Here is a 15535-nt window from a genome sequence, read left to right on the forward strand (position 1 = left end):
AATGACCTCTTATTTCCCGTAACCTTTCGAGGGGGTGAAGGTATTTTCAACAATCGGCGCGGCATCAGCCTGCGGTACGTGACATTGCAGGCAGAAATAACGACGCGGCGCGACTTCAGCCAATACCTTACCGTCGCTGTCCATAAAGTGCGTCGGACTGATACGTGGCGCACCGGTGGTGCGATAGCTTTCCACACCGTGACATTGCAGGCAGCGGTTAGTGTTAGTCGTCACCTGATACCCTTCAACGCTGTGCGGAACCATCGGCGGCTGATTCACATAGTTCAGCGGCATACGCACTTGCTCTTTCGGCATGCGAATCGCCCCTTCTTGTGTCCCTGAGACTTCCGGTGACTGACTCAGATCCACTCCGTTTGCAGCCCAAACGGCCCCACTGACTACCAGGGCCAGCGCAGCCGTCCATTGACTCAGCGCTTTAATCAGGTCATGGCTTTTCATGATTTCGCTCCCGAACTCCATCGTGTTGTTATTGTAAAAACATCCTCAGAACAGACATCCACGCAGCGACCGCAGGCCATGCAATCGCGGCTGGTTACCTGCACCGGACTTTGCTCATCCAGCACCGGCGCACGTAGCACATGCGGTTCCGGGCAAACATGAAAACAATCCATACAGCGGTTACATCTGTTACGTTCTTTTGCCGAAACGGTTAATGCACCTTTACTCCCCACCACGCTATACAGCGCACCCAGTGGGCAAAGATGCCCGCACCAGCCATGCTCAACGACCAGTAGATCAAATAAAAACAGCGCGAGGATCAGCAGCGCCCCGCTGCCAAATCCCATGACCAGGCTCCGTCCGAGCAAAGAGACTGGGTTTATCCACTCCCACAGCAGCGTACCGGTCAGCGCGGAACCGACCAGGATAACCACCAGCAGGACGTACCGTATATGGCGCGGCAGGGTTGCAGACTGATTCAGGTCAAACCTTCTGCGCAACCAACTGGCTAAATCGGTGACAGGGTTCATGGGACAAACCCAACTGCAAAACAGTCGCTTACCCGCCAGGGCATACAGCACCGTGATGATGACCGCCCCCATTAACGCAACCGTCGCCGGCAGGTGTCCGCTGGCCAGGCTTTGCAGGGTAATCAGCGGATCGGTGAACGGGATGGAGTCCAGCAACAGGCTGCTACTGTAATTGCCATGCAGGATCCAGACGCCAAGCCACGGGCCGCTAAGGAACATCGCCAGTATCAGAAACTGGCTCAGACGACGCAGCACCAGCCAGCGATGACTCTTCCACCATCCTTTTTTTGCCTGCGCTTCACGCCCGGCGTCACGTTTACGATTTGCCATTGTTCCCCTCCAGCCAACCGAAGCGGTAATGGTGTCCTAACTCCCCTTTCGCCAGCGACAGGGGCAGCACTTTTATTGCTGGCTGCTCCAGGACGCAGACTTTTTCGCATTTCCCGCAGCCGGTACAGGCGTCGCTGTGTACGGTCGGAATAAACCGCGCATGCTTGCCGGTACGCATGTTGCGGTCCAGCTCCAGGGTGATAGCCTCATCGATTTTCGGGCATTCGCGATAGCAAACGTCGCAGCGTAATCCCTGATAGTTGAGGCAGTTTTCGTGATCCAGCAGTACCGCCAGCCCCATGCGTGAATCGTCAATAGATTCAATGTCCCTGTCCAACGCACCGCTGGGGCAAACTTTGGCGCACGGAATGTCTTCACACATTTCGCAGGGAATATCACGCGCGACAAAATACGGCGTACCAGCAGCCAGCCCTGAGGCCAGCGTCGCCAGCTTCAGCGTGTCATACGGGCAGGCCTGAACGCACTGACCACAGCGCACGCAGGCACTGGCGAATGCCTCCTCGCTCAGTGCGCCTGGCGGGCGCAGCCGCACGCCGGTTGCACGTGCGGTTTGCTGTTGCAACCCCAGCGCCACGCCAACGACGGCCAGTCCGCCCGCTGCGCGAACCATATCGCGCAGAAAGCGGCGGCGGCCATTTTGGGGTTTTGCTGACCGGGACATAACGCGTTACACCTTCGCCAGTTTCACAGCGCACTTCTTGAAATCCGTCTCTTTGGAGAGCGGATCCGTCGCATCCAGAGTCAGGTTGTTCACCAGCTGTGCGGCGTCGAAGAACGGCATGTAGACCAGCCCCTGCGGTGGACGGTTACGCCCGCGCGTTTCAACTATCGAGATAACTTCACCACGACGGGAAACCACTTTGACTTTGTCGCCACGGCGCAGATCGCGTGCTTTTGCATCCAGCGGATGGATAAACAGCACAGCTTCCGGGAAAGCACGGTGCAGCTCAGGTACGCGACGCGTCATGCTGCCGGTATGCCAGTGCTCCAGCACACGTCCGGTAGACAGCCACAGGTCGTACTCTTTATCCGGCGCTTCTGCGGCAGGTTCAAATGGCAGCGCGAAGATGACCGCTTTGCCGTCCGGCTTACCGTAGAACTTGTAGCTTTCACCCGCTTTCACGTAAGGGTCGTTGCCTTCGCTGTAGCGCCACTGGGTCTCTTTGCCCTCTACGACCGGCCAGCGTAAACCGCGCGCTTTGTGGTAATCGTCAAATGGCGCAAGGTCATGCCCGTGACCGCGACCAAACCAGGCGTACTCTTCGAACAGTCCTTTTTGCAGATAGAAGCCCAGCTCGCGGGATTCATCGTTCAGCTGATCTTCAGCCAGTTCAGCCACCGGGAATTTCGTCACTGCAGGCGTGGCAAACAGGACGTCATACAGCGTTTTGCCGCGCAGTTCCGGTTTCTGCGCCAACAGCGCTTCCGGCCACACTTCTTCTGTTTTGAAGCGACGAGAGAACTGCACCAGTTGCCACAGATCCGATTTCGATTCACCCGGCGCTTTAATCTGCTGACGCCAGAACTGTGTACGGCGTTCCGCGTTACCGTAAGCACCTTCTTTCTCTACCCACATCGCGGTCGGCAGGATCAGGTCGGCCGACAGAGCGCTAACCGTCGGGTACGGATCGGAGACGATGATGAAGTTGCGCGGATCGCGCCAGCCCGGCATACGCTCTTCGTTGATGTTCGGACCGGCCTGCATGTTGTTGGTACACATCGCCCAGTAGACATTGAGCTTGCCATCTTTCAGCGCACGGTCTTGCGCCACGGCATGCAGACCGATTTTTGCCGGAATGGTCCCCGCCGGAATATTCCAGTGCTTCTCGCAGATATCGCGGTGTTTTTCGTTCGTAACCACCATGTCCGCAGGCAGACGGTGGGAGAACGTACCGACTTCACGCGCGGTACCGCAGGCGGAAGGCTGACCGGTCAAAGAGAACGGACCGCAGCCTGGCTGGGAGATTTTACCGGTCAACAGGTGCAGGTTATAGACCAGGTTGTTGGCCCACACGCCGCGGGTATGCTGGTTGAAGCCCATCGTCCAGTAGGAGATGACTTTTTTCTTCGGATCGGCATACAGCTGCGCCAGCTGTTCCAGCTGATCTTTCGGTACGCCGGTCATTTCGGCGGTTTTATCCAGCGTGTACTCGGCAACAAAGGCTTTGTAGTCCTCAAAGCTCATCGGCTCAGAGGCATCGGATCCCGGGTTTTTCGCCGCTTTTTCCAGCGGATGGGTTGGACGCAGACCGTAGCCGATGTCCGTCACGCCTTTACGCAGATTAACGTGCTTGCTAAAGAAATCCTGGTTGATCGCATTGTTTTGAATGATGTAGTTAGCGATGTAGTTGAGGATCACCAGATCGGTTTGCGGCGTGAAGACCATGCCGTTATCCGCCAGCTCAAAGCTGCGGTGCTGGAAGGTGGAGAGCACCGCGACATTAACATTGGGATCAGACAGACGACGGTTGGTGATGCGCGACCACAGGATCGGGTGCATCTCCGCCATATTCGCGCCCCACAGGACGAAAGCATCTGCATGCTCGATATCGTCATAGCAGCCCATCGGTTCATCCATACCGAAGGTACGCATAAAGCCGACTACCGCTGACGCCATGCAGTGACGCGCGTTCGGGTCGATGTTATTCGAACGAAAACCCGCTTTAAACAATTTGGCAGCGGCATAACCTTCCCAAATCGTCCACTGACCCGAGCCGAACATACCGATAGACTCCGGGCCTTTCTCTTTCAGGGACGTTTTGAATTTCTCTTCCATCACGTCAAAGGCCTGATCCCAGCTAATCGGGGTGAACTCGCCTTCTTTGTGATACTTACCGTCCTTCATGCGCAGCATCGGCTGCGTTAAACGGTCTTTTCCGTACATGATTTTCGGCAGGAAGTAACCTTTGATGCAGTTAAGCCCACGGTTAACCGGCGCATCCGGATCGCCCTGGCATGCCACAACACGCCCTTGCTGCGTCCCGACCAATACGCCACAGCCCGTCCCGCAAAAACGGCACGGGGCTTTGTCCCATTTGATGGCTTCTTGCTGACCGACTACCGCACGGGCTACGCCCGGCACGCTTAACCCGGCAGCCGCCGCAGCGGCCGCAACGGCGTTAGCTTTCATAAAGCTACGACGACTGAGTTTCATGGTGTTTCCTCACCTTGCTCATCCTGCTGGTGATAAACCAGCGACACCGCCAGCACGCCCGCAACGTTGCGCACTGACTCAATAGTTTTCATTAACGTTTCGCTGTGCTCAGCTTCCACCACCACGATCAGTTGACCGCTTTCCACATCGCTGAGTGCAACTTCGCAACCTGGGAACGAACGCAACTGCGTGGCGATATCATTGATATGCTGACTTTTGGCCTGAACGACCAGGCTGCAGACCTGCCAGTTATTGTCCATGGTTGTACTCCGCGTTAATGGCTGATACCGGGCAGATAGCGACACATGCGCCACATCCGTTACAGTCCTGATTGTCGAGCTGCGGCTGATAAATGCCGGACAGCGTGGGACGAAAGGTTATAGCCATGGGTTCACAGCTATCCTGACAGCGATGACATTCAACGGACTGATGTGCGAGACAGTTTTCCCCAATCGTAAAATTCAGATCCCATGCCCTGGTGTGGCGCGGAAGAAAAAGGGATTCAGAACAGGCCTCTGCGCAGGCATAGCAAAAGCTACACTCGCCGTGTTTGAAATTTACGCTCGGGTAACCGCCCTGGCCTCGCTGCAGGATGTCGGTTTCACACGCCTGGATGCAGGCGTCACAACGAAGGCAATGGGCCAGAAAGTGAGAGTCTTCATTGCTCCAGGGCGGACGGATCCCTGAGTTGGCGTTTCGCCAACTGCCTGTCAACATGCCTCGACGGGATAAATCAACCATGACATTGTCCTTCCATAATGACGCCCTTCCCTGGCGGGTTGAACGACATAAAAAACTGCACTATTTATGAGTAGTTATTTTTAGTCGTAAGATATTTCAGGATGTGTTAGAGGTGCATACCCCAATCGGGGTAAATGCTGTTGCCGGATCAAAGGAGTGTTGAGTTGGCGGGAAAAAATGCGCTTTTGCTCACATTTCAATGAGTTATATAAAACCGTATATAACGAAAAACTCAAAAAGAGAATGATCTTATAATTAAGATTATTCTTAGAATATATCGCTACCCTGAAAGCAGACCTCTACCAAATACACTTAAAATATAAGTAAATCCAGATTAATCGATTATGTAAATATGTTAACCTGCCCCAGACTCGTTCATAAGACAGAAGAAAGGAAACACTGTGAACAATAAGATGAAAACAATTGTCCCTGCCGTACTTTTCGCCGCCTTTGCCAGCGCCTCTGCATGGGCTGCCAGTAACGATGCCGGCACTCAGCCGCTGGAAAAAATCGCCCCTTATCCTAAGGCGGAAAAGGGTATGAAGCGCCAGGTTATCCAGCTTACTCCTGAGAAAGATGAATCTACTCTGAAAGTAGAACTGCTAATCGGACAAACGCTGGAAGTTGACTGCAACCAACACCGCCTGGGCGGAGAACTGGACAGCAAAACGCTGGAAGGTTGGGGATATGACTACTATGTCTTCGACAAAGTGACGTCTCCGGTTTCAACCATGATGGCCTGCCCGGACGGTAAGAAAGAGAAGAAATTTATTACCGCGTATCTGGGTGATGACGGCATGCTGCGCTACAACAGCAAGTTACCGATTGTGGTCTATACGCCGGAGAACGTGGAAGTGAAATACCGTATCTGGAAAGCGGAAGAGAAGATTCAGGACGCAGTCGCACGATAAGTGAGAATGTGCCGGAGGGCGGCGTACCGCCTTATCCGGCATTTTATTTACAGTGCGATATCCGCTACAGCTTTCTGCTCAGGCTGCGGTTGTGCCTGAGGTTTCAGCTGAGGTTTCGGCGCTTCATCAGCAGCCTGCGGCTTGTCATATTTCAGCCCCAGAACGTCACTGGTGTATTGCAGCTCTTGTTCCGTAGCTTCAACGTTACCGTTCAGCTTGGTACCATAAGACGGAATAATGGTTTTCAGTTTCGCCTGCCACTCAGGGCTGGCCACTTTATCTTTAAACACTTTTTCCATCAGATGCAGCATAATCGGCGCCGCGGTTGATGCACCCGGAGAAGCGCCCAGCAGCGCGGCAATGGTGCCCTCTTTATCGCTGACGACTTCGGTACCCAGACGCAGCACACCGCCCTTCTCCGCATCACTTTTAATGATCTGCACACGCTGGCCCGCCTGCCATAAACGCCAGTCTTCTTTTTTCGCCTGCGGATAGTACTCTTGCAGCGCGGCAAAACGGTCGTCATCGCTGAGCATCACCTGGCTTACCAGATATTTCACCAGATCGAAGTTATCCAGACCCACGTTGACCATCGGCATAAAGTTCGAGGTGGTGGTCGAGCTGAGCAGATCCCACAATGAACCGTTTTTCAGGAACTTGGTGGAGAATGTCGCGAATGGCCCAAACAGCACGACGCGTTTGCCATCAAGGATACGGGTATCGATGTGCGGCACGGACATCGGCGGCGCGCCAACGGAGGCCTGGCCGTACACTTTCGCCAGGTGGCGATTCACCACGTCCGGATTATCCGCAACCAGGAACTGCCCGCCAACCGGGAATCCGGCATAACCTTTCGCTTCCGGAATGTCGGTTTCCTGCAACAGCTTCAGCGCAGCGCCACCGGCACCGATAAAGACAAACTTCGCCTTGATATCGTGTTCCGCTTCGTTATTTTTCAGATCGGCGACCGTGACGGTCCAGCTATTGTCGGCATTGCGTTTAAAGCCACGCACTTCGGTACTCAGCTGCAGCGCAAAGTTGGGCTTTTTCTGCAACGAGGCAATCAGCTGGCGCGTGATTTCGCCGTAGTTTACGTCAGTACCAATCTCGGTACGCGTTGCCGCGACTTTCTGCTTCGGATCGCGGCCTTCCATGACCAGCGGCGCCCACTCTTTAATCTGCGCATGATCTTCGGAATAACGCATGCCACGGAATAACGTGCTCTGCTGCAGTGCGGTGTAACGGGCACGCAGGAAGTTCACGTTCTCGTCACCCCAGACAAAACTCATGTGCGGAACGGTGGTGATAAATGAGCGTGGTTCATGCATTACGCCATTATTGACCTGATAGGCCCAAAACTGGCGGGAGATCTGGAAGGCTTCGTTGATTTCGACTGCCTTTTCAATGCTGATGCTACCGTCGGCCTTTTTAGGCGTGTAGTTCAGCTCCATCAGTGCGGAGTGGCCTGTTCCGGCGTTATTCCAGCCGTTTGAGCTTTCCTGCGCTACACCATCCAGTCGCTCAACCATGGTCATTGACCATTGCGGTTCCAGCTCCTGTAAATAGGTTCCCAGCGTGGCGCTCATGATGCCGCCGCCAATCAACAGTACATCCGTTTCCTGCTCTTCCGCCGCTTTCGCTTTTGCCGCCATCGAGACAACATTCAGCCCAACGGCCATGGTGAAGAGCATGGCAGTCACTTTTTTCATAATGTTAATGCCTTACTTTTAGTATCGCTTTTTTGCTTTTAATGCAGGTGAAAATCGAGCGGCATCAACGGTAACACTTAAGTAAAAATATTTAAATATTGTTTATAAATTATATTTAATTTTTAAAAATGTTATTAATACGTTGATAGTTTATACGGTTATTGACAATCATTTCTGGAAACCGGTCCGTCAGACAGGTACTATGCTGCGCTTTGCTATTCACCGCACGGATGCCTGTCGGTCTGCTGTATCGGGCCATTTTTGACCTAAGAGTAACGATGTCTGCCACTCAACCCTCCTCTGTCGCAGTAGCGGAGCACGCGACGCGCGCAGTGCTGCGCCAACCCCGTTTACTGGTTCGCGAAACGCTGGCCGGTGTGGTAACCGCCCTGGCGCTGATCCCGGAAGTGATCTCTTTTTCCGTTATCGCCGGCGTCGATCCTAAAGTCAGCCTGATAGCCTCAGTCGTACTGTGCCTGGCAATGTCATTTTTAGGTGGCCGTCCGGCAATGGTTACCGCAGCGGCAGGATCGGTCGCGCTGGTGATTGGCCCGATGGTGCATCAACACGGCGTCCAGTACATCCTGCCTGCGGTGGTGCTGGCCGGGATTATTCAGATCCTGTTTGGCGTATTGGGGATGGCGCGTCTAATGCGATTCATTCCTACAGCCGTCATGACCGGTTTTGTGAACGCGCTGGGTATTTTGATTTTCTTTGCCCAAGTCCCGCATTTCTGGGGTAAAAGCCCGCTAATCTGGGGGCTGTTTGTCCTGACCCTGCTGATTGTGCTGTGGGTTCCGCGGTTTATTAAAGCGATCCCCGCGCCGCTTATCGCCATCGTGCTGCTGACGGTGTTCACTGTCACCAGCGGACAACTATTACCGACCGTCGGTGACGAAGGTTCAATGCGCGGCGGCCTGCCGGGATTCACGCAGTTATTGGTACCGCTCAACCTGCAAACGCTGGCGATTATCTGGCCCTGCGCGCTGAGCATCGCTTTTGTCGGATTAATGGAGTCGCTGTTAACCGCCCGTCTGGTGGATGACCTGACGGTTACGCCGTCGAATAAGAATCGCGAGAGCGCCGGGCTGGGGATAGCCAATATTCTGGCCGGTTTTTATGGCGGCATCGCCGGGTGTGCGATGATTGGTCAAACCATCGTTAACGTCGAGATGGGCAAAGGACGCAGCCGCGTCTCGACGGTCGCCGCCGGGCTGGTGCTGTTGTTGCTGGTCACTGCGTTAAGCGAAGTAATGGCGAAAATCCCCATGTCGGTGCTGGCGGGAATTATGGTGATTGTGGCGGTGAAAACCTTCAGTTGGCACAGCATCCAGCCCGCTACGCTGCGGCAACTCCCCGTTACTGAAACGCTGGTGATGCTGATGACCGTCGCGGCAACGGTGTCAACCGGCAACCTGGCGCTTGGCGTGGTTGCCGGGGTGATGACGATGCTCATTCTGCCGCGTATCGTCAGAGGCAAACGTGCGGCTACATCAGAAACAGCGTTGCCAGACCGAGAAAAATAAAGAAACCACCGGTATCGGTGATTGCCGTAATCATGACGCTCGAGCCGACCGCCGGGTCGCGCCCGAGCTTCACCATCGTCATCGGAATAATAACGCCCATCAACGCCGCCATCAGCAAATTGAGCATCATCGCCAGGGTCATCACGCCGCCGAGCGCCATGTCATCGTACAGCCACCAGGTAATGCCGCCCATAATTCCGCCCCACACGAGGCCATTAATCAACGCCACGCCCATTTCGCGCAGGATCAAAAACGTCAGGTTTCCCGGCTGAATATTTTGTAGCGCCAGCGCGCGAACAATCATGGTGATGGTTTGATTCCCGGTGTTGCCGCCGATCCCCGCCACAATCGGCATCAGCGAGGCCAGCGCGACCAGTTGCGAAATTGTATGTTCAAAGCCGTCGATCACTCGCGAAGCGATAAAGGCGGTACAAAGGTTAACGGCCAACCACGCCCAGCGGGTTTTTACCGCTTTCGTGACGGGGGCAAACACATCCTCTCCGGCGCTTAAGCCGCCCATTCGACGCAGATCGGTATCGGTTTCTTCATAGACCACATCGACGATCTCATCGATGGTTAAACGGCCCATCAGTTTACCTGAAGAGTCAACGACCGCGGCACTGACCAGGTCGTCACGTTCAAAGGTTCGCGCGGCGTGTTCGGCGATATCTTCCGGAGAAAAGGTGAGCGGATCATCTTCCATCACCTCGCTGACTTTTCGCTGCACGTCATTGAGCAGAATACAGGTGAGCGTCAGTTCCCCGACCAGCACTTTATTGCGGTCGGTCACGAAGAGTTTATCGGTGTTCTCCGGCATTTTTCCCAGCCGCCGCAGGTAGCGTTGCACCACTTCCAGCGTCACGTCCGGACGCACGGTGATAACTTCGAACTCCATAATCGCACCGACGCGATTCTTCTCGTAGTGCAGCACCTGGCGGACGCGCGCCCGCTCCTCGGCCGGTAACGTCGCCAGCAGTCGACCCGTGAGGTTACGAGGGAGATGCTGAACCAGATAAATCTGTTCGTCGATATCAAGGTATTGCAACGCATCCAGCAGCTCACGGTCGCTCATCTCATCGATCAGGTCGTCCCAGACGTTTTCAGACGCCTCAAGCAGGACGTTACCGCGCTTTTCACTTTCGACCAGTCGCCACAGGGCGTGACGCTCTTCAGAAGGTAATGCTTCAAGGGTATCCGCCAAATCGGGCGGCGGCAGGTGGGCGACCAGCGCCCCTACCTCAGCAATATCGTCGGCTAACGTGCCGACGTCATATTGCTCAGCCAGGGTAAGCTTGCCCAATAGCGTTGAAACAACGGCTTTATCAGTGGTCAGCAGCCAGATAAGACGCGCACGCTCTTCATCACGCAGTCTGGCGCTGTTTTTGTTTGTTACAGGCATTAATCATAAATCCATGATATGAAATATCATTAATCATGATGCCGATTTATGTAAATAACAATAAACAGTGCCGCCGGGTGGATAAAAAACCGGCGGCATGTGGGATCATGCGGTGCGAGCCACCGCGTCACGCGAGGCGGCATCACGCTCATCGCCCAGCAGTTCACTCAACTGTCCGTTACGCATTTCCAGCAGACGATCGGCGTGAATAAAATAGTGATCGTCATGGCTAATGGCGAAGATAGTTTTACCCATTTCTTGCATCAGCGGTAACAGGACCTGATAGAACTCACGACGGAAATGGGGATCCTGATCGGCAGCCCATTCATCCAGCAGAATGATGTCGCGCTCCTCCGCCAGAGCCAGCAGCAGCGCCACGCGTTTCTTCTGCCCTTTCGACAGCTTCAGATTGAGGATGCGACCATCATTCATCTCCAGCTTGTGACCCATCTTCAGATGTTCCAGCCACTTCGCTACCAGCTGCGGATTGGCTTCTTTACCTTCCGGCCCCAGCAGTTGGTCGAACAGCCAGACGTCGGTAAACACGGCGGAGAACAGCTTGCGATAATCTTCCGGCTTTTCAACAGCCACGGCCTTACCATCAAGCAAAATTTCACCTGACTGCGGCTGGTATAGCCCAGTCAGTAACATCGCCAGCGTAGATTTCCCGCTGCCGTTGCCGCCAATCAGGAAGATCAGTTCACCGCGATGAATCGTCAGATTGACCGGCCCTACGGAAAAGGCATTATCCTGATAGTGGAAAACCACGTTACGCAGTTCCAGCGTTTGCCAGTTTGGAAAAGCGGTTGGGCGCGGGAATTCGGCCTTAAAAGGTGCCAGTGCGAATTTATTCAGCTTGTTGAAAGCCACCTGCGCAGTGAGCAGGGTTGGTAGCGCGCCAACGGCAGAGAGCAGCGGTGTACGCAGGAATAACAGCGTCAGTGAGTAAGTCGCCGCCACGGCGGTATCCGCCCAGCCCAGACTATTTGCCATCCAGAACACCAGACCAATGGCGCCCAGCATCATAATGTTTGACCAGTTGACCGCGCTCAGGTGGAAGGTATCGGCGCGAATAATATGGTGACGGTACTCTTTGGCATCCGGGACGTACATCTGATTAAAGATATGCTCGGCGCGCTCGCGGTTGAGCGTCAGCTCTTTGCGCCCTTCCAGCACCGTCTGATAATCGTTGTACAACTTGTCTTCTGTTTCGCGCAGGGTAGCCATGTGCTTATACACCCGCGCCACCAGCACAAATCCCCCCCAGATGGTGATTGCCATCCAGATAGCCGTCACCAGCAGCATTTTGGTCGACAGCATCGCCAGATACGCCGCCGATCCGATGGTCAGGATAATCCCCTGCACCAGCTCAGGCAGACGAACAAAGGCGATGGTGATGTTACGAATATCGCTGGTTAAACCGGCCAGCAACGAGGCGCTGCCAAGCTGTTCAATACGCTCGACGTGGGTATCCAGAATACGTTTGATAAATTCGCTACGCAGACGGTAGACAAAGTGGTGGCCGAGCGTGGTCAACGCCAGCTGAGAGCCGAGAGTGACAACCATCAATAGCAGCAACAGGCCAAGAAACTCCGGCAGCACCATCAGCGTGGTGTCGACCGTTTCAATCAGACGCTGGTTGATAAACGCAATCAGCCCAATCCCCAACGCGGCGCTGGCGAGGCTGAGCGCCATGACGCTGATAAATGGCCAGCGATACTGCCGCCAGACAAGAAGTAAAAGTTCCATGCGAACAACCCGGACAAGTAATAACAGCCCGCAGTTTAAACATCTCTTCGCTGACAGCAATAATAATTCTTATTTTTATTCTTTTTAACCCGCCTGACGAAACGTCAGATTGTAGCGACAGTCTCCGGTCAACGGATGATACCCCGTCTTAAGCGGCTGGATCCCATGATAAAACAGCCGCGAAGTACCGCCCCACACCACCACATCGCCATGTTCCAGCAGCAAACGCTTTAAGGGGTCATTACGGCGCAAGCCGCCAAATTGAAAGATGGCCGGCAATCCTAGCGACACCGAGACAATTGGCGCCCGCAGGTCGGGTTCGTCTTTATCCTGATGTAAGGACAGTTTTGCCCCTGGCGTGTAGCGGTTAATCAGACAAGCATCGGGTTGAAAATCAGCATAGTCCGCCGCCGTCGCTGCCTGTTGGCACAGGTCAGCGAATGCATCCGGCAGCGGCGGCCAGTGCGCGCCGGTTAGCGGATCAAAAGGAGAATAAAGGTAACCATGTTGATCGGTCGTCCAGCCCAGACGACCGCAGTTGGTCATTGCCACCGACATCGTGTAGCCGCCGGGCGTCACCATCTGGCGAAACGGCGACTGTCTGGCGATAGCCGCTATCGCCTGCAGCAGAGACGGTGCGCAGTCAAAAGCGAAGCGTCGCAGAATAACCGCGCCTGACGCCAGCGGCTCCTGCCAGGGTTTCGCATCCGCAAAGAGATCGAGCATTATGTTTCCTCGCCAGTCGTTTCACGTTGCAGTAACTGTGCTTTGCGCGCAATGCCCCACCGGTAGCCAGAAAGCGCGCCATCGCCGCGGATCACCCGGTGACACGGGATGACGATTGCCAGTTTATTCGCCCCACAGGCGCTGGCCACCGCACGCACCGCCTTCGGTTTGCCAATGGCGCTGGCCAGTTGCTGGTAGCTCATCGTTTCGCCGCACGGAATTGCGCGCAACGCCTGCCACACCTGCTGCTGAAATGCGGTTCCCCGGATATCCAGCGGCAGCGATAACGGCGCGTCACGCGCATTGATTGCGGCGATCACTTCGCGCACGCGCTGCTGAAAATCGGTATCTGCTGGCACATCCTGAGCGGCCGGAAACAGCTCATGCAGATCCGCAACCAACGTAGCGTCATCATCACCTAGTAAGATCGCGCAGATACCACGTTCGCTTTCCGCCACCAGACAGCGACCCAGAGTGCAATCTGCCAGGGTATAGCGTACAGAAACGTTGTCACCACCTTTACGAAATTGCTTTGCGGTCATGCCTAACGTCTGATCCGCTTTTCGGTAGTAGCTGCTGCTGTCGGGAAATCCGGCGTTGAGAATTGCCTGCGTTACCGGAACGCCTTTCGCCAGCGCATCGCGCAGACGGCGGGCGCGCCAGGACTGCTGCCACGCTTTGGGGGTCATGCCCGTTGTGGCTTTGAACAGGCGATGTAAGTGATACGGGCTCATCGCCACCTGCTGCGCCAGCTCGTCCAGCGTGAGGGGAGATTCCTGCTCCAGTAACTGGTAGGCGTGGGCTATTTTCTCCAGCCGATGCTGGTGGGCGCTGTCTTTATCCGGCTGACAACGTTTACAGGGACGAAAACCGGCGGCCAGCGCCTGCCGGGCATCGGCAAAGAAACTGACATTTTTGCGCAGCGCATGTTTCGCCCGACAGGACGGACGGCAGAAAATGCCGGTAGTCTGGACGGCGAAAACAAACTGACCGTCAGCGTCGGCGTCACGATCCACAACGGACTGCCAGCGGTCATCATCAGTTATGCGTATACGATTTTTCATTATGGACTCCTTTGTTAAGCATAGCGCTTAGCCTCAGTGTGTCCCCATAGCCGGATACAAAAACCCGCAATCTTGCTTTTTAATTTTTTTCGCTGAGCAGGAAGCTTTTAAACTGCGGCGACATCCAGGTTTTAAACCCCTCGCCCTCTTTTATAATCATATAGACCGCGAGTCCTTCACGACGCACCACCTCTTTGGCCTTTTCCGGGCCGAGAACCATCAATCCGGTATCCCAACCGTCAGCCTCCAGCGCCGTTGGTGCGATTACCGTTACAGACACCAGGTTGTGTTCAATCGGACGACCGGTTTGCGGATCAATAACATGGGAAAGGCGCTTACCATCCAGCTCATAATAGTTACGGTAGCTGCCGGAGGTGCTAATGCCATGCCCGTTAATGTCGACAATCGCCTGCACCGCGTTTTCGCGATCGGTCGGTTTCTGAATCGCGACTCGCCACGAAAGCCCGTCTGCATTCATACCGCGGCTGTTCAATGCTCCACCAACGGATACCAGATAACGGGCGATCCCTTCCTGCTCCATTAATCGTGCCAGATGATCGGCGGCATAACCTTCGCCAACGGTCGAGAGATCCACGTACAGCTCGGGCAAATCTTTTTGCAGGTAGTTCCGATGCGCCTCATTAACAACCTTCAGATGTGAAAGCCCGGTTTGCGCTTTTGCGGCGTCAATTTGCGCCTGCGTAGGAATATGCACCGGTTGCTGATCCGGGCCAAAGCCCCACAGATTGACCAACGGACCCACGGTAATATCCATGGCCCCACCGGTTTTTGCGCCAATGCGTAACGCCGAAGTCACGATATCGGCCATAGCATCATTAACCGGCCATGGCGACAGGCTTTTCGACAGGTTAAAGCGCATTAACGCAGAATCATTTTTATAGGTAGAGAGAAGCTGATCGTCGGCATCCAGCTGAGCCTGGATCTTCGCCTGCAGTTCCCCGGCGCGTTTGGCATCTACGCCCACCGCACTGACCCGCCAGAAAGTGCCCATGGTTTTACCTTCCAGAACGGTGGCAGGTTGTGTGGTCTGGGCAGGTTTCGGGGCTTCATCGCACCCGACAAAAAAGATCGTCACAGCCAGTAGTGCTGCGCGATAGAAATTCACTTCCATACGTAATTATCCTCATGCGAACGGGCGCAAGAGTACACCAAAAATCGTTGTTTGTACGACGAAAAAACGGCATTAAAAAAGGCC

At 54.7% G+C, this 15535-nt stretch carries 14 protein-coding genes; 2 read left to right on the forward strand and 12 right to left on the reverse strand.

The features are described from left to right. Positions 1–9: 9 nt before the first annotated feature. The 6 genes from napB to napF are packed head-to-tail and all read right to left on the reverse strand — an operon-like array spanning position 10 to position 5235. Positions 10–459: a nitrate reductase cytochrome c-type subunit gene (napB, locus tag BZK42_RS06480; RefSeq protein ID WP_016153772.1), complete on the reverse strand. Its 450-nt coding sequence runs from the start codon at positions 457–459 to the stop codon at positions 10–12. Continuing rightward, positions 456–1319, reverse strand: coding sequence for a quinol dehydrogenase ferredoxin subunit NapH (napH, locus tag BZK42_RS06485; RefSeq protein ID WP_080858920.1), 864 nt, complete (start codon positions 1317–1319; stop codon positions 456–458). The genes napB and napH overlap by 4 nt, the downstream gene beginning before the upstream one ends. Next, the gene (gene napG / locus BZK42_RS06490) at positions 1306–2001 is read right to left on the reverse strand and encodes a ferredoxin-type protein NapG (RefSeq protein ID WP_016153774.1); all 696 of its coding nucleotides are present in this window, start codon (positions 1999–2001) and stop codon (positions 1306–1308) included. The genes napH and napG overlap by 14 nt, the downstream gene beginning before the upstream one ends. A 6-nt stretch (positions 2002–2007) precedes the next feature. Further along, a complete protein-coding gene (napA, locus tag BZK42_RS06495) occupies positions 2008–4494 on the reverse strand; it encodes a nitrate reductase catalytic subunit NapA (protein WP_016153775.1) in 2487 nt (828 codons plus the stop codon). After that, positions 4491–4754 (reverse strand): chaperone NapD, encoded by a 264-nt coding sequence (gene napD / locus BZK42_RS06500; RefSeq protein ID WP_016153776.1) that lies wholly within the window; start codon positions 4752–4754, stop codon positions 4491–4493. The genes napA and napD overlap by 4 nt, the downstream gene beginning before the upstream one ends. Continuing rightward, positions 4744–5235: a ferredoxin-type protein NapF gene (gene napF / locus BZK42_RS06505; protein WP_080858921.1), complete on the reverse strand. Its 492-nt coding sequence runs from the start codon at positions 5233–5235 to the stop codon at positions 4744–4746. Before napF ends, napD begins: the two co-directional genes overlap by 11 nt. A gap of 413 nt (positions 5236–5648) precedes the next feature. Here napF and eco point away from each other — a divergent pair, with 413 nt between their 5' ends. Next, positions 5649–6146 (forward strand): serine protease inhibitor ecotin, encoded by a 498-nt coding sequence (eco, locus tag BZK42_RS06510; RefSeq protein ID WP_080858945.1) that lies wholly within the window; start codon positions 5649–5651, stop codon positions 6144–6146. A 47-nt stretch (positions 6147–6193) separates the two neighbouring features. Here the strand turns inward: eco and mqo are convergent, their stop codons facing one another. Continuing rightward, the gene (gene mqo / locus BZK42_RS06515) at positions 6194–7855 is read right to left on the reverse strand and encodes a malate dehydrogenase (quinone) (protein WP_016153779.1); all 1662 of its coding nucleotides are present in this window, start codon (positions 7853–7855) and stop codon (positions 6194–6196) included. 278 nt (positions 7856–8133) lie between these two features. Here mqo and BZK42_RS06520 point away from each other — a divergent pair, with 278 nt between their 5' ends. Beyond that, positions 8134–9381 carry a SulP family inorganic anion transporter gene (locus tag BZK42_RS06520; protein WP_047359199.1) on the forward strand — a complete coding sequence of 416 codons (1248 nt, stop codon included), beginning with the start codon at positions 8134–8136 and terminating at the stop codon, positions 9379–9381. Here the strand turns inward: BZK42_RS06520 and mgtE are convergent. From mgtE to apbE, 5 genes are all read right to left on the reverse strand, one after another. Then, positions 9344–10780, reverse strand: coding sequence for a magnesium transporter (gene mgtE / locus BZK42_RS06525; RefSeq protein ID WP_016153782.1), 1437 nt, complete (start codon positions 10778–10780; stop codon positions 9344–9346). The two genes, BZK42_RS06520 and mgtE, sit on opposite strands and share 38 nt — an antisense overlap. A 105-nt stretch (positions 10781–10885) precedes the next feature. After that, positions 10886–12529, reverse strand: coding sequence for a multidrug ABC transporter permease/ATP-binding protein (locus tag BZK42_RS06530; RefSeq protein ID WP_080858922.1), 1644 nt, complete (start codon positions 12527–12529; stop codon positions 10886–10888). Positions 12530–12613: 84 nt separating this feature from the next. Further along, positions 12614–13255, reverse strand: coding sequence for a DNA oxidative demethylase AlkB (gene alkB / locus BZK42_RS06535; RefSeq protein WP_080858923.1), 642 nt, complete (start codon positions 13253–13255; stop codon positions 12614–12616). Further along, a complete protein-coding gene (gene ada, locus BZK42_RS06540; protein WP_080858924.1) occupies positions 13255–14319 on the reverse strand; it encodes a bifunctional DNA-binding transcriptional regulator/O6-methylguanine-DNA methyltransferase Ada in 1065 nt (354 codons plus the stop codon). Before ada ends, alkB begins: the two co-directional genes overlap by 1 nt. 79 nt (positions 14320–14398) lie before the next feature. After that, positions 14399–15451 carry an FAD:protein FMN transferase ApbE gene (gene apbE, locus BZK42_RS06545; RefSeq protein WP_016153786.1) on the reverse strand — a complete coding sequence of 351 codons (1053 nt, stop codon included), beginning with the start codon at positions 15449–15451 and terminating at the stop codon, positions 14399–14401. Between the last annotated feature and the right edge of the window lie 84 nt (positions 15452–15535).

The organism is Citrobacter braakii, assembly GCF_002075345.1.
Taxonomy (GTDB): domain Bacteria; phylum Pseudomonadota; class Gammaproteobacteria; order Enterobacterales; family Enterobacteriaceae; genus Citrobacter; species Citrobacter braakii.

What these genes read in the sequence shown, in the direction of transcription:
- napB (WP_016153772.1), bottom strand. Translation starts at nt 459, where the DNA reads ATGAAAAGCCATGACCTGATTAAAGCGCTGAGTCAATGGACGGCTGCG.
- napH (WP_080858920.1), bottom strand. Translation starts at nt 1,319, where the DNA reads ATGGCAAATCGTAAACGTGACGCCGGGCGTGAAGCGCAGGCAAAAAAA.
- napG (WP_016153774.1), bottom strand. Translation starts at nt 2,001, where the DNA reads ATGTCCCGGTCAGCAAAACCCCAAAATGGCCGCCGCCGCTTTCTGCGC.
- napA (WP_016153775.1), bottom strand. Translation starts at nt 4,494, where the DNA reads ATGAAACTCAGTCGTCGTAGCTTTATGAAAGCTAACGCCGTTGCGGCC.
- napD (WP_016153776.1), bottom strand. Translation starts at nt 4,754, where the DNA reads ATGGACAATAACTGGCAGGTCTGCAGCCTGGTCGTTCAGGCCAAAAGT.
- napF (WP_080858921.1), bottom strand. Translation starts at nt 5,235, where the DNA reads ATGGTTGATTTATCCCGTCGAGGCATGTTGACAGGCAGTTGGCGAAAC.
- eco (WP_080858945.1), top strand. Translation starts at nt 5,649, where the DNA reads ATGAAAACAATTGTCCCTGCCGTACTTTTCGCCGCCTTTGCCAGCGCC.
- mqo (WP_016153779.1), bottom strand. Translation starts at nt 7,855, where the DNA reads ATGAAAAAAGTGACTGCCATGCTCTTCACCATGGCCGTTGGGCTGAAT.
- BZK42_RS06520 (WP_047359199.1), top strand. Translation starts at nt 8,134, where the DNA reads ATGTCTGCCACTCAACCCTCCTCTGTCGCAGTAGCGGAGCACGCGACG.
- mgtE (WP_016153782.1), bottom strand. Translation starts at nt 10,780, where the DNA reads ATGCCTGTAACAAACAAAAACAGCGCCAGACTGCGTGATGAAGAGCGT.
- BZK42_RS06530 (WP_080858922.1), bottom strand. Translation starts at nt 12,529, where the DNA reads ATGGAACTTTTACTTCTTGTCTGGCGGCAGTATCGCTGGCCATTTATC.
- alkB (WP_080858923.1), bottom strand. Translation starts at nt 13,255, where the DNA reads ATGCTCGATCTCTTTGCGGATGCGAAACCCTGGCAGGAGCCGCTGGCG.
- ada (WP_080858924.1), bottom strand. Translation starts at nt 14,319, where the DNA reads ATGAAAAATCGTATACGCATAACTGATGATGACCGCTGGCAGTCCGTT.
- apbE (WP_016153786.1), bottom strand. Translation starts at nt 15,451, where the DNA reads ATGGAAGTGAATTTCTATCGCGCAGCACTACTGGCTGTGACGATCTTT.